We start from the raw sequence: 12294 nt of genomic DNA, 5'->3' as shown, positions 1-12294 counted from the left end.
AGGTAACCAATTCTCTAACAGCGCACCGACGAACCTCGAGACATCTATCTCTATGGAGCGGAAGTCTTCGCATTTTTGATGAGAGCTCGCTCTAGGATGCCGTAGCACGAGGGGCCATTCTGTCCGCGTTCCTCTCAATTCACTTTGCCTGCCATAGGCTTGTTAGCGCTGGCATCGTGCTCCTCGTCGTAACGCCAGAGGTAACGCTGAGGCTCTCGGCGCAGGGGCTACGGGAGTACAATGTCGCTACGTCCACGGCCAAAGCTGTGCTTCCTCGAGAACACCATCCTGATGATCAATCCCTTACTTTTCCTGCCCCGAGGGGATTTATGTTTTGGGAGTGGCGGATCGATCCTGATAGCTTACAGGTGGCGATGGCTGCATAACCGTCACCAAAACGCTCGCTCAAAGCCTTTGTGATGGCACAAACCCGGGCGTATGCTCGGGACATGTACTGGCGAGGAGCCGATCATGTTCCGACATCACCTGGTGCGTTTCTTCAAAACCTTCGCTGCTGAGTTCGTGAGCGCTGCCAAGCAGGCGCCGGCGATCTACTTCGCACCCCTGCGGGGCGCGATCAACGCGGTAAAGGCGCAAGCCCGCAAGGCTTGAGCGTAATCCTGGCCAGCCTCTCTTCCGGGAGGCTGTGCTTTCACCGATAGACGTATCAGCAGGCCGCAAGGCCTTTCCCCACGGGACTTCTGCTCCCGATGGGGGCAGGGTCCCTCTCAACCAGGAGGTGCACCATGGCCGAGATCATCAATCTGGTGATTGTCGTTCTCGATCTGCTTCTCTGAAGCGATTGCTCAAGCGAGTCCCCGCCCATGCGGCGGGGCTTGCTTTGAGTCTACTGCGGAGTGCCCCTCAGGCAGTCCACAGTGAATTCTCGATGGCGCCATGGTGCGCCTTCGTGATGCAGCAGCTGAGCTCTTCAGCACCGGCTTTTCGTTCTGATTGGCCAATCCTCAACCCGCGCGGGCTTCGTCCCCGCCGGGGCCGGACTCCGCGTTTATCGGAGATCCAGGAATGTCTATCAACACCGCGCTTACCACTATGATGGCCCGCCAGCTCGACAAGCTTGGCTACACGTCCGACGACGTGCGCTTCTCCCTCGGCTACTGCCAGGGCGACGGCGCAAACTTCACCAGTACGCTCGACGTCGAAAAGCTTGGCCCGCCCCTGGTACCGGAGATCCTTCCGGCGGTCTGGCGCGAGCTCAAGGAAAACGCAGACCAGCACGAGGAGCTCACGTTGTCACCGGGCCGAGATCGCTATGTACATGAGCGATCCACGTCCTTGAGCGAGTCGGCTCGTAGCGTTGAGGGTACCGCCGCGGAGGTATACGGCGGCCCTACGCACAAGGTCGCGTTCCACCGCTTCATGACGGCCTTAGAAGAGGACGTCGTCTCTACGGGGGCGATGCTTGCGCGCATGGGCTACATGCCTCACTGATCGCTACCTGCGCGAAAGCGTCCTTTCGCCTGGATCGCTTTCGTGTGGCTCAACGCCTTCGAGGATGAGACCTACAACCCGTTCGAATGGCAGACCGCCGATGACGAGCTCGATGAGCGAATCACGGCCGTCATGGAAGAAAATCTGCAATTCTGCGCACTGGAGGCCAAGGTCTACCTGGTCACTGGTGAAGAGGAGGGTGGCGACATCCTTCTCGCCGGCAAGCACGTCTACGGCGTAGAGCTTCCGGACGGTCGGCGCGTTTGCAGCGCCGGCCGCGAGGTCATTCACGAAGCTATCGATACTGCCCGTCAGTACCTCAACTCGCTGTCCCTACCGAGCCTGCGGCAGGCAGCCTGATCCAATCAACCCCAGGGGGGCTTATCCCCCTCTGGGGGCGAAGTCTCTCTGGACCCCTTCCCAGCGCCGGGGCTTCCCCAAGCTCCCGTCTCGGGGATTTCGGGAAGCCCCGGTGCTGGGCTTTACCTGGAGGTCCATGATGAGAAATTTGAAAGCGAGTGCGGTGCGTGACGCGGCAAAGGTGCGGAGCTGGGATTCCATCCTGGAGGATCTGTGCCCTGAGATCGATGCACGCGCACTTAGCAAGGTGGGGCGCCATGTCGCCTGCCCTCTGCACGGCAAGGGTGTCGCGACCCGCCGGCGCCAGCAACGGCAGACCGGCCGCCAGCAGGCCGCCCCGCTTGAGGAAGCTGCGTCTGTCACTCATGGCCGGCGTGCTTCTGGGGGTGTTTGGCCTGGGCCTGCACCTCGGCCCAGGCCCGCAGGAAGTTGCCTCCCCACAGCTTGGCGATGTCGGCATCGCTGTAGCCGCGGGTGATCAACTCGGCGGTCACGTTGCGTAATTCCCCGACGTTCTGCCAGCCATCCAGGCCGCCGCCATCGTTGAAGTCCGAGCTGATGCCGACGTGATCGATGCCGACCTTCTTCACCGTGTAGTCGATGGCGTCCACGTACTGGGCGAGGCTGGCTTTAGGGTCCTCTTCGAGCAGGGTGTAGAGCTGGCTGGCATAGAGGTGAATTCATATTCAAAAGTCAAGCTTCCTTGGCATAGTGCCGCTTTATCGGCCGATGTCCGACATCTTTAAGCGTTTGCGAGGTAGACGTAAAAAGCTGCGCGCGAAGCGCGATATCCGAGCTGCGGCCGTTGGTAGATTTGGCTGCCTTTGGGCTAGCGGACCTGAGGAATGCTTTCAGCAGTACCTTCCCACCCACCCCCCAACGCCCTGAACAGCGCCACGCTGGCCCTGAGCCGCTGCAGGCGCAGGGTGATGGCATCGTCCTGGGCCTGGTAGAGGTTGCGTTGGGCATCGAGCAGGGTGAGCAGGGTGTCAGCGCCGGCGCGGTAGCGAGTTTCGGCCAGGCCGAACGCTTGCTGCGCCTGGTCCAGCGTTTGGGCTTGCCAATGCAGTTGGCGATCCAGCCCGGCGCCGTCGTTGAGCGCGCGGTCGACGTCGCCGAAGGCGTCGAGCAGGGCCTTACGGTAGTTTTCCAATAGTTCCTGCTGGGGCGCCTGGCTGGCCTGGTAGCCGGCGCGCAGGGCACCGGCGTTGAAGATGGGGGCGAGCAGGGCGCCGCCAAGGTCGTAGTAGCGGTTTGCGAACAGGTCGGCCAGATGATCGGCGCCCACGGCCAGGTTGGCCTTGAGGGTGAGGCGCGGCAGCATCAGGCTGCGCGCTACCTGAACGTCGGCCTGGGCCGCAGCCAAGCGGGCTTCGACGCGGGCCACGTCGGGGCGGCGGGCGAGCAGTTCGCTGGGCAGGCCGACGCCGGTGGCCGGCACCTGCAGGCGGGCGAAGTCGCCAGTCGGAAGCTGCAGTCGCGTCACCGGTTCACCCAGCAGGGTGGCCAGGACCAGGCGGGCATTGGCGGTGTCCTGGCGCAGGCTTTCGAGTTGCTGGCGCTGGCGGGCGACCAGGCCGCGCTGCTGGGCCAGCTCCAAGGGGCTGGCAGCGCCAGCGATCTGGCGGGTGCTGACCAGTGCAAGCACCTACTCGGCATTGTCCAGGTTGCGCCGGGCGATGGCGGTGCGGGCCTGAACGGCGCTGAGGTCGAGGTAGCCGGCGGCCACGCTGGCCAGCAGTGTGAGCTCCAGGGTGTCGCGGTCGAAGGCGCTGGCCTGCCAGGTCGCCACGCCGCTACGTGCCCGCGCCGCTACGCCGCCCCAGAAGTCGACCTCGTAGCTGGCGGCGAGCCCCAGGCTGAAGACCTCCAGACGCCGGTCGTCGCGGTAGGTGTCGATGCCGCTATAGCCGGGGCCATGCAGCAACCGTTCGTGGTTACCGTTGAACCCCGCCTGCAACGTCGGCCAGCGGTTGCCGGCGGCAACCTGTGCCTGGGCGCGGGCCTGTTCCACGCGCGCCAGGGCGGCGCTGAGGTCGGGATTGTTGCGCCGGGCGCGTTCGATTAGGGGTGCCAACTGGGGATCAGCGAAGCCACGCCACCAGGCGTCCAGGCGCTCGCGGGCGGGTTGGGGGCCGGCCTGCCACTGAGCGGGGACGTTCGCCTTGGGGGGCGTCTGTGGGGGTGGGGTGGTGCAGGCGGTGAGCAGCAGGCATAGCGGCAGGCAGCGCAACAGGACGAGCTTCATTGGCTGGCCAGGGCGACGACGGGGTCCAGGCGAGCGGCCTGGCGCGCGGGCATGAAGCCGAACAGCACGCCCGTGAGCAGGGCGCAGCCGAAGGCGCCCTGCACCGCCGGCAGGGTGAATACCAGTGACACGCTGGCCAAGTGCAGCGCGGCGCCGATGGTCAAGGCCAGGGCCAGGCCGATAACCCCGCCGATCAGCGCCAGCAGACCCGCTTCGGTAAGGAATTGACGCAGGATGTCGCGCTGGCGGGCGCCCACGGCGACGCGGATGCCGATCTCGCGGGTCCGCTCGCGTACGGTCATCAGCATCACGTTCATCACGCCGATGCCGCCGACCAGCAGGGAGATGGCGGCGATGGCCCCGAGCATCAGCGACAGGGTGCCCTGGGTGCGCGCCTCGGCCTGGATCAGGGCAGCGTCGTTGGTGAGTTCGAAATCCGTGCGGCCGTCGTGCAGGCGCAGCATCAGACGCTCGATGGCGGCGCCCGCGCGATGGACCTGGCTACCGTCGCTGGCGGCGATGATCACGTACTCGGGCTGGTGGCGACCGAACAGGCGGATGCTGGCGGCGGAGTAGGGGATGGCGATGCGGTCATCGGCGTTCTGATCGCCGGAACTGGCGCCTTTGGCGGCGAGCACACCGACCACCCGGAAGGGCACGTTCTCGATAAGGATCTGCTGGCCGATGGGATCGCGCCCCTCGAAAAGGGTCCGGCGCACCCGGTCGCCAATCACCGCCACGGTGGCGGCCTGGGCTTCGTCGACCTGGCTGAAATAGCTGCCGCGGACCACCGGCCAGTTGAGGATCTTAGGGAAGTCCGGGTTGCTGCCACCGACGTAGGCCTGCATGTCGCGGTTGCCATGGCGCACGGTCAGTTCCGCGCCGTTGACCGGCATGATGCGACGCACCTGGGGCAGGGTCGCCAGGGCCGCCACGTCGTCCAGGGTCACTACCCCTTCGGGGGCGCGTGGACTCGGCGCGCGACCGCTCAGGTAGAGGATGTTGGAGCCGAAGGCGCCCATCTGCGCCATGACCTTGCGTTTGCTGCCTTCACCCACGGCCAGCATCACCACCACCGACGCCACGCCGATGACGATACCGAGCAGGGTCAGCACCGTGCGTATCCGATTGCTCCAGAGCGTGTGCCAGGCGCCGCGCAGCGCGTCGAGGCCTTCGGCGAGCAGGAGGCCGTAGGGCGTTTCCTGGCGGGTGGTGGGGTCGATGGCGGGAAGTCCTGACTCGCCCGCAGGGCGCAGTCGGCGATCCGCGACGATCTCGCCGTCACTGATCTCGATCACCCGGGCGGCGCGCTCGGCGACCTGGCGATCGTGGGTGATGAGGATGATGACGTGGCCTTCCGCAGCCATCTCATCGAGCAGTGCCATGACCTGCTGGCCGCTGTGGCTATCCAGCGCCCCGGTGGGTTCGTCGGCGAGGATGATGTGGCCGCCGTTCATCAAGGCCCGGGAGATGGACACCCGCTGCTGCTGACCACCGGACAGCTGATGCGGTCGGTTGGCGGTGCGCTCCGCCAGGCCCAGACGTCCCAGCAGGGCGGCAGCGCGGTGATTGCGCTGGCTGGCCGAGGCGCCGGCGTAGAGCGCGGGCAATTCGACGTTCTCCTGGGCCGAAGCGGCGGGAATCAGGTGATAGCCCTGAAAAACGAAGCCGAAGGCCTCACGACGCAACCAGGCCAGGGCATCGCGATCCAGTACCGCCACATCCTGGCCGGCGAAGCGATAGTGGCCGCTACTGGGACGATCCAGGCAGCCGAGGATATTCATCAGCGTCGATTTGCCGGAGCCGGAAGCGCCGACGATGGCGACGAATTCACCGGCGTCGATGCGTAGGGAAATACCCTTGAGCACCTCGATCCGGGGCGTTTCACCACCGCCATAGGCCTTGCGCACGGCCTCCAGTTCGATCAGCGGCACGCGGCTCATGGCGCGACGTCCTGTGGCGGATCCACCAGCACTCGCTCACCTTCGGCCAGGCCGGCGCGGATCTGCAAGCGCTGGCGATCGCTGAGGCCGGTCTCCAGCCGCCGGGCTTCGGGTGTGCCATCGGCCGTCAGCACCCAGGCCAGGCCCCTGCCGTGGCCATCGTCCTGCACCGCCGCCACCGGCAGACTCAGCGCACCGGCCGCCAGGTCCACCAGGAAGGTGACCTGGGCGGTCATGTCTGCCATCAGGGTGCGATCCTCGTTGTCGACATCGATCAGCACGGTGTAGAGCACCACCCTGCTCTGGCCGGCCTGGTCGCCGACCGGGCTCCCACCGCCCTGATTGCTCTGCTCCAGAGGCCGAGGAGGGACGGGCAGGATCTGCCGGACCCTGCCTTCCCAACGGCGCGGTTCGCCGCTGAGCAGGGTGAACCAGGTGGTCATGCCGGGCTTGATACGGCCGATGTCGGCCTCGGACACCTGGGCCCAGAGGGTCATCGGCGAAAGGCGGGCGATACGCAGGATCAGCGGCGTCTGCTGCTGGGCGTTGAGGGTCTGGCCTTCACGGGCGTCCACCGCCACCACGGTGCCGCTCAGGGGCGCATAGATGCGCGTGTAGCCGAGTTCGGCCTCGTAGCGGCGCAAACCGGCGCGAGCCTGGCGAATCTGGGCCTCCAGGCCGCGCACCCGGGCGGCGCTGGCGTCCAGCTGCGCCTTGGCGCTCTGCACGTCTTCCGCACGGGTTGCATTGCCGCGGGCCAGTTCCAGTTGGCGGCGGTGCTGTTGGCTGGCCAGGGTCTGCAAGGCGCGTTGTTCGGCGAGCTGGGCGTGCAGGGCATCGATCTGCGCATGGCCGGCTTCGACGCGGGCCCGCTGAGTGGCTGGATCGATTTCCACCAGCAATTGCCCGGCCTCCACTTCACTGCCGGGCTCGACGTGCAGGCGCAGGATCTGCCCGGAGGCCTGGGCGCCAACATCGACATAGCGCCTCGGCTGTAGAGTGCCCAGAGCCGTCACCTGACTCTGGAGGTCGGCGACCACCGTGGGGCCGTACTGGCTGGTGCGCGGGAGCAGCGCCCAGGCCGCGATGGCGCAGAGACTCAAGGCCGCAGCCAGGGCCAAGGCGAGGGTGGGATGGCGAAGGGAGGTCATGGGGCGTCGTAAAGGTACCTGGAAGGCTACCCCACTATTTGCGGCAATCCTTGTACCAGTGCCTGGAGATTGCCGGTGCCGAAGACCCCGCCCACCCGCAGCTCGCCGGTGGCGGCATCGGCCAACACCAGGGGGCGCTCCAGGTAGGGATTGATCAGCGGCAGCGCTTCGGCCAGCGTCAGATCGTTGAGCACCAGCCGACCACTGCGCCAGGCCAGGGCGGTGTCCAGGTCCACTGCGCCGACCTCGGGTCGGTCCTGGCCCTTGCGATAGCGTGCCTGGGTGCCGGGGGTGAGCAGGGCGTCTTCGCCATCGGCATGGCTGGCGACCTCCACCGAGCCCTCGGCGACGGTTACCCGCACCTCGTCGCCCAGGGCGCGGACGCTGAACCGGGTTCCGGTCACGGTGACCGTTACCTGACCGGCCTTCACCTGGAAGGGGTGGGCCTGGTCACGGCTGGCGTGGAAGTAGGCGCTGCCCTGGCTCAGCCAGACCTGGCGACGATCCTTGAAGTTGGCGAAGCTCAGGGTAGAGCGCTGATCTAGCTCCAGTTCGCTGCCATCGGGCAGGACCAGGCGCTGCAGCTCTCGTTCGGCCTGGTACCTGTGGTAGTTGTTGGGCAGCCAACCCTGTTCCCAACCACCCCAGCCGGCCAGCACGAGACCGATCAGGAGCATGGCAGCAGTTGCCAATGGACGGCGCGTGCGGCGGACTCTGTGCGGTGCCCGGCTGGTCTGGGCGGGAATCAGCCCGCTGAGCTGCCAGGTGCGCTCCACCCGCTGGTATTCATACGCATGTCGCGGATCGCGCGCCAGCCAACGCTGGAAGGCCGCGCGGTCGCTGGCGCTGCACTCGGCGTCGTGCAGTCGGATGCACCAGTCGACGGCGGCGTCCGCAATGTCATGGTCGGGGGGGCCGGCAGAAGGCGTCATGGTTGGATAGGGTCGGGTGGCGCTGAAGGGTGGCAAGGCTAACTCGTTTCAGGAGGAAACCGTACAGGCCCTGGGGCTATTTTTCCGCATCTTTACAATGAGGCTGCGTTAGGAACGCAAACCGCCCGACCCACTTTAAATTTTTCCGCCAAAGGCTCGTTTGCTCTGCATGTCCGGTCTTGCAGGTAGAGGTTTGCCTTTCGTGCTTCGTTCATTTCGCTATCTCTCACTGGTGGCGGGGCTGAGTCTTGGCGCTGTCGGTGCCCAGGCCGCGCCGAATCAGCCCGTGGAAATCCGCTGGACCCAATACGGCATCCCGCACATCCGTGCGACGGACGAGCGAGGACTGGGCTATGGCATCGGCTACGCCTACGCCCGTGACAATGCCTGCCTGCTGCTGGAAGAGGCCATGACCGCCCGAGGCGAACGTGCGCGTTACCTGGGGGAGCGAGGGGTCAATTCGACGGGTCTGCCCAACCTGGCCTCCGACGTGCTCTTCGGCTGGGTCAATGACGCGGCGGCGGTGCGCCGTTTCGACCGGGCGCAGCCCGTCAGCATGACCGACCGTCTCGATGGCTATGTCGCCGGGTTCAACCGCTATCTGCAAGCACCTACCACCCCGCTGGGCTGTGCGAACGAGCCCTGGGCAAGACCGCTGGTGCGCGAGGATCTCATTCGGTTGACGCATCGGCTGCTGGTGGAGGGCGGACTGGGTCAATTCGGCGAGGGCTTCGCCGCGGCCACGTTGCAGCGCGATGGTTTGGCAGGTGTCCAGACGGGCTCGCGACGATTGCGCCAGGAGCTAGGTAGCAACGCGGTCGCCGTTGGCAGTGCCCGCGCCGCTGGAGCGCGCAGCCTGCTACTGGCCAATCCTCATTTTCCCTGGCACGGCGCGTTGCGCTTCTATCAACTGCATCTGACCCTGCCGGGGCAGCTCGACGTCATGGGCGCCGCGCTGCCGGGTTTGCCGCTGGTGAACATCGGCTTCAACCGGCATCTGGCCTGGACTCACACGGTGGATACTGCCGCGCATTTCACCCTGCATCGGCTGACGCTCGATCCGCGCCGCCCGCGACACTACCTGGTCGATGGCCAGTCGCTGCCATTGCGTGAAGAGGTGGTCAAGGTGGCGGTACGGACCGCGGCTGGCCACCTGACCACCATCGAGCGCAGTGTTTGGGTTTCGCGTTTCGGCCCGCTAATCCGCCTCCCTGGGCCCTTAGACGAGACCGCTACCCAAGCCTGGGCGCTGCGCGACGCCAACCTGGACAACACCCGGGTACTCGCCCAGTGGGACGCCATTAACCGGGCCGACAGCACGGCCGCCTTGACCCGGGCGATCGCCACGCGCCAGGGCATTCCCTGGGTCAACACCCTGGCGGCGGACGACCAAGGCCAGGTTGCCTACCTTGACCTGTCGGTAGTGCCACACCTGGACGCCGCGCGGCTTCAAGCCTGAGTGCTGCCCGAACTGGCGGCCCAGGGCCTGCCGGGGCTGCGAGGCGATCTCGCCGCGTGTCACTGGCGGGACGATCCGCGCGCGCGCCAACCGGGCATCGTTCCGGCAGCCCAGCAACCCCAGTTGGTCGGCACCCGCGTGCTGCAGAACAGCAACGACAGTGCCTGGCTCACCGATCCCGTGCGACCGCTGGAAGGCTTTTCGCCGCTGGTGAGTCGTGCCGGCGAACCCCTGGGGGCTCGCACGCGCTTTGCCCTGGCCCGCTTGGCGACCATGCCCAAGGTCAGCGCCGAAGGGCTGCGCCAACTGGTGGTGGCCAATCAGGTCGCCAGCGGCGTCTGGGTGATGCCGGATTTACTCGCGTACTGCGCGCGGCCAGCTCATCCGCCGTCGGTACGCAGCGCTTGCCAGGAGCTGGCGGACTGGGACGGAACCGCCAATCTCATCGCAGGGCCGGGTCTGCAGGTGTTCGCAGGCGTCATGCAACGACTGACCGCGGATGGCAGCCTATGGCGGCGCCCCTTCGACCCCGCCGATCCGTTGCACACGCCGGCTGGCATCGATTACGCCCGTGAGGGTGCCCCTGAGAGGCTGGACCGCTGGCTGACCGAGGCCGTTGCCGAACGCCTGCCACGCGCCTGGGGCGAGGTGCAGCGCAGTGCCGGGGTGGCCATCCCCGGGGGCGACGGGCATTTGGGCATCTATAACGCCATCCAGAGCGAGGTACAGGGCGATCAGCGAGAGGTGGTTGCGGGCAGCAGCTATATCCAGGTGGTGCGGTTCACCGCGGCTGGCCCCGAGGCCCGGGGTGTGCTGGCCTTCTCTCAGTCCAGCGATCCGCGCTCGGCCCACCATCGCGACCAGACCCTCCTGTTCTCCCGTCAACAGTGGCTGACGCTGCCCTTCACCGAGCGGCAGATCCAGGCTAATCCTTATTTGCAGATTCTTCGTCGCACGCCTTGAAAGGAGATATCCCATGCTGCTGCGTGCCCTGACCTTGATCGTCCTGGCCGGCGTCGCCCCTTGGTCCCAGGCGGCCTCTTGCGAGGCCACCGTGGACGGTACCGACATGATGACCTACAGCGTTCAAGCCCTCGAAGCAAGTCGGAGTTGCCAGACCTTCACGCTCCACCTGACCCACTCGGGCAACATGCCCAAGAGCGTGATGGAGCACAACTGGGTGCTGGCCAAGGCCAGCGACGCCGAGGCAATCGATGCGGACGGCGGCAGAGCAGGGTTCGAGGAGGACTACCTCAAGCCCAAGGATCCGCGCGTGATCGCCCACACTCGCTTGATCGGCGGCGGTGAGAGTGACAGCGTGACCTTCTCCCTTGCTGGTCTGAAGAGCGATGAGGCCTATGAATTCTTCTGTAGCTTCCCCGGCCACCTGACTTTGATGAAAGGAATCTTCACAGTTATCTGATAACCGATTTTTACGACCGCGTGTCAAATATGTGAAGAAGACGGCGCTGTTGCAGCTGTGGATGCGCTGGCAAGCTGAAAATTCTGACAGTCATTTAAGGCCGTCAGTTGGATGGCCTTGATGTCGCTCAGCATATCCATGTCTGCGCTGGAAACGTATCAGTTCACAAGGTTTTGGGTTGTAATCGGTCAACTTCGAGCCGACATCACGCCTGGTTAGGCGTCAAGTAATGTGTCAAGGCTAAGTAGAGATGTCGCTGGGCTGGCTAAGTAAAAATTTCATAAGACGTGGCTTGCATTAATGACGTACAGAAAGGACTCCCGCAGCTATAATCATCACCATACCTAACGTCGAGATTATATCAGGCATTTCTCCCAAAAAGACAAAACCCCATATGGCCGCAAAGCCTACATAAGAGAAATTTAACGTTCCTATCATGGCTGAAGGACCCTTCTGGTAGGCAATAGCAGCACCAATGCTGCCAACCAATAGCGCTAGTGCCAAAAGTACTATCGCCTGCCATTCGGCATGGCCCATCGGTGTCCAAGCGGCAAACAGAAAACCATGACGCAAGTCCTTGGGCATCTCGAGTAATAACACGCTGACCAGCGACCCAACTATTATAAAACCGATATTCAGATGCAGAGATAGTATAATTGGGTGCTGATCCCTACACTTGAGTCTAGTGATTGTCATCGCGCAGGCACATAGTATCGCAGAGCCCACCGGTAAGATCGTGTAGAAATTAAAGTCTTCAGCATCGGGTCGAAGAATTAATAATACACCCGCAAAACCCATAACCACTGCTACCCAGCCAATACCACCGACTCGCTCGCCAGAGATTAACGCGGAGAGCATGGCGATGAAGATCGGCAATGTGTTGTAAGCCGCTGCGGCCGCAGAAAGCGTCAAATGTGACAGTGACAGATAGTACAGTACCCACATCCCAATCAACATGACGCTGCGCAGTACAATCCAGCCCACGCCTAGCGGGAGTTTCCTTGCACCGGTTGCCCGAGCAAGCAGCAGTAGAACCGGAAGGATCAATACTGATCGGAGTACGAAAATCTGCCAGATAACAAAGGTACTGCTCATCAGCTTGACGAGCGCGTCTCCTAAAGACAGTGCAAGCACGGTCAGCAAGATTGCAATTATGGCCAAGGGGATATTATCGTCAGTGTTGTCATGCTTAAATTTCACCATTGGCTAACTCGCTTCTTTTGAATATGGCTTCTACATTGGGCAACATCGTCACCTACGCCTCCCTGCCACCTGGCGAGCTGATAGCAAATTGCCCAAAACTTGGAAGAGTGTTGTGACAGGCAC

The 12294-nt window shown here is 64.1% G+C and carries 8 protein-coding genes and 3 pseudogenes; 5 read left to right on the top strand and 6 right to left on the bottom strand.

Translation table 11 applies throughout. The features are described from left to right. The first annotated feature begins 471 nt into the window (after positions 1 to 471). The 3 genes from ACUCV0_RS23650 (at position 472) to ACUCV0_RS23640 (ending at position 1812) form a co-directional block, all read left to right on the top strand. Positions 472 to 612, top strand: coding sequence for a hypothetical protein (locus ACUCV0_RS23650; protein WP_156522273.1), 141 nt, complete (start codon positions 472 to 474; stop codon positions 610 to 612). Positions 613 to 1026: 414 nt separating this feature from the next. Then, on the top strand, positions 1027 to 1452 hold the full coding sequence (locus ACUCV0_RS23645) for a hypothetical protein (protein ID WP_158897011.1): 426 nt from the start codon (positions 1027 to 1029) through the stop codon (positions 1450 to 1452). 42 nt (positions 1453 to 1494) lie between these two features. Continuing rightward, positions 1495 to 1812, top strand: a complete 318-nt coding sequence (locus ACUCV0_RS23640) for a hypothetical protein (RefSeq protein WP_158897012.1) — start codon at positions 1495 to 1497, stop codon at positions 1810 to 1812. 359 nt (positions 1813 to 2171) lie between these two features. On the opposite strand, the pseudogene ACUCV0_RS23635 reads toward ACUCV0_RS23640, so the two are convergent. The 5 genes and pseudogenes from ACUCV0_RS23635 to ACUCV0_RS23615 form a co-directional block, all read right to left on the bottom strand. Continuing rightward, positions 2172 to 2483, bottom strand: a pseudogene (locus ACUCV0_RS23635) (membrane dipeptidase); the annotation flags it as partial. A 158-nt stretch (positions 2484 to 2641) separates the two neighbouring features. Further along, positions 2642 to 4060: pseudogene (locus tag ACUCV0_RS23630) on the bottom strand (efflux transporter outer membrane subunit). Further along, a complete protein-coding gene (locus ACUCV0_RS23625) occupies positions 4057 to 6003 on the bottom strand; it encodes a MacB family efflux pump subunit (RefSeq protein ID WP_482213886.1) in 1947 nt (648 codons plus the stop codon). The pseudogene ACUCV0_RS23630 and the gene ACUCV0_RS23625 overlap by 4 nt, the downstream one beginning before the upstream one ends. Beyond that, entirely contained in the window at positions 6000 to 7154 is a 1155-nt protein-coding gene (locus ACUCV0_RS23620; protein ID WP_482213885.1) for an efflux RND transporter periplasmic adaptor subunit, read from the bottom strand. Before ACUCV0_RS23620 ends, ACUCV0_RS23625 begins: the two co-directional genes overlap by 4 nt. 26 nt (positions 7155 to 7180) lie before the next feature. Next, positions 7181 to 8086, bottom strand: a complete 906-nt coding sequence (locus ACUCV0_RS23615; RefSeq protein ID WP_482213884.1) for a FecR family protein — start codon at positions 8084 to 8086, stop codon at positions 7181 to 7183. Between the two features lie 169 nt (positions 8087 to 8255). Here ACUCV0_RS23615 and ACUCV0_RS23610 point away from each other — a divergent pair. Together ACUCV0_RS23610 and azu are read left to right on the top strand one after the other, a co-directional pair. Then, positions 8256 to 10508 (top strand): annotated as a pseudogene (locus tag ACUCV0_RS23610) (penicillin acylase family protein). A 13-nt stretch (positions 10509 to 10521) separates the two neighbouring features. Beyond that, complete coding sequence (gene azu, locus ACUCV0_RS23605) at positions 10522 to 10968, top strand: azurin (protein ID WP_158896970.1); 447 nt, start codon at positions 10522 to 10524, stop codon at positions 10966 to 10968. Between the two features lie 297 nt (positions 10969 to 11265). On the opposite strand, the gene ACUCV0_RS23600 is transcribed toward azu, so the two are convergent. Then, a complete protein-coding gene (locus tag ACUCV0_RS23600) occupies positions 11266 to 12171 on the bottom strand; it encodes a DMT family transporter (RefSeq protein WP_158896971.1) in 906 nt (301 codons plus the stop codon). Between the last annotated feature and the right edge of the window lie 123 nt (positions 12172 to 12294).

The sequence above is a fragment of the Pseudomonas sp. VMV1 genome, from assembly GCF_056790235.1.
The sequence above is the reverse complement of the archived record's forward strand: the minus strand, read 5'-3'. Positions and strand labels throughout refer to the sequence as shown.

What these genes read in the sequence shown, in the direction of transcription:
- ACUCV0_RS23650 (WP_156522273.1), top strand. Translation starts at nt 472, where the DNA reads ATGTTCCGACATCACCTGGTGCGTTTCTTCAAAACCTTCGCTGCTGAG.
- ACUCV0_RS23645 (WP_158897011.1), top strand. Translation starts at nt 1,027, where the DNA reads ATGTCTATCAACACCGCGCTTACCACTATGATGGCCCGCCAGCTCGAC.
- ACUCV0_RS23625 (WP_482213886.1), bottom strand. Translation starts at nt 6,003, where the DNA reads ATGAGCCGCGTGCCGCTGATCGAACTGGAGGCCGTGCGCAAGGCCTAT.
- ACUCV0_RS23620 (WP_482213885.1), bottom strand. Translation starts at nt 7,154, where the DNA reads ATGACCTCCCTTCGCCATCCCACCCTCGCCTTGGCCCTGGCTGCGGCC.
- ACUCV0_RS23615 (WP_482213884.1), bottom strand. Translation starts at nt 8,086, where the DNA reads ATGACGCCTTCTGCCGGCCCCCCCGACCATGACATTGCGGACGCCGCC.
- azu (WP_158896970.1), top strand. Translation starts at nt 10,522, where the DNA reads ATGCTGCTGCGTGCCCTGACCTTGATCGTCCTGGCCGGCGTCGCCCCT.
- ACUCV0_RS23600 (WP_158896971.1), bottom strand. Translation starts at nt 12,171, where the DNA reads ATGGTGAAATTTAAGCATGACAACACTGACGATAATATCCCCTTGGCC.